This is a genomic window from Roseobacter sp. FCG-D35 (assembly GCF_033436665.1).
Lineage (GTDB): Bacteria > Pseudomonadota > Alphaproteobacteria > Rhodobacterales > Rhodobacteraceae > JAWQFO01.
Genome location: NZ_JAWQFO010000025.1, coordinates 1 through 608 on the forward strand (window position 1 = coordinate 1; position 608 = coordinate 608).

Below are 608 nucleotides of genomic sequence, written 5' to 3' on the forward strand. Positions count from 1 at the left end.
CAAGGCGATGCCGCTCGCCGAAGTCGCCATCGCTGCCGGGTTCTCATCCCAGAGCCACATGACCGACGTGTTTCGCGAGAAAGTCGGGACGACGCCGGGCAAGTTCAGGGCTCAGATCAATGGGTGAAGCTTCGCAGAGGCAGTTCGGCTCCTTTGCCGAGTTCTGGGCGGACGGAGAATGGGCGCCGTTCGTGGAAACGCTTCATGCCGGCAAAAGCAGTCCGCATACTCTGGCGGTCATGGATCAGCCCGCGGGTGCCTTTCCTGATCCAGCCATGCCGGAATTTCACATCCAACTGATCCTCCGAGGCGGCGCGAGGCTCAAGACGCGCTTCGAAGGCGTAGAGTTCGACACGCGCATTTCGCCCGGTTCGATATTCATGGCGCCTGCGAACACCGCAGCCTATTACGAGTTGGATGATCGCCATCGGTTTATCTCCCTAGCAGTCAATAGAATTGCCCTGGACCGCTTTCGTGAGCAGGCCGACTTTGAGTTACCTAATGATTTCGGCAGGCTGCACGAGCAGATGTTTCACGACCCCATCGTCGAAGCGCTGATGCTGCGCATGCTGGAACAGGCGATGATGGATCATCCCGTGTCCGACCTG

General features: G+C 58.9%; 2 protein-coding genes. Both read left to right on the plus strand.

Annotated features, from left to right (window positions below):
- The first annotated feature begins 7 nt into the window (after positions 1 to 7).
- On the plus strand, positions 8 to 127 hold the full coding sequence (locus tag R5H30_RS21745) for a helix-turn-helix domain-containing protein (RefSeq protein WP_318330870.1): 120 nt from the start codon (positions 8 to 10) through the stop codon (positions 125 to 127).
- A partial coding sequence (locus R5H30_RS21750; RefSeq protein WP_318330869.1) for a hypothetical protein occupies positions 120 to 608 on the plus strand: 489 nt, incomplete at its 3' end. The genes R5H30_RS21745 and R5H30_RS21750, both read left to right, overlap by 8 nt.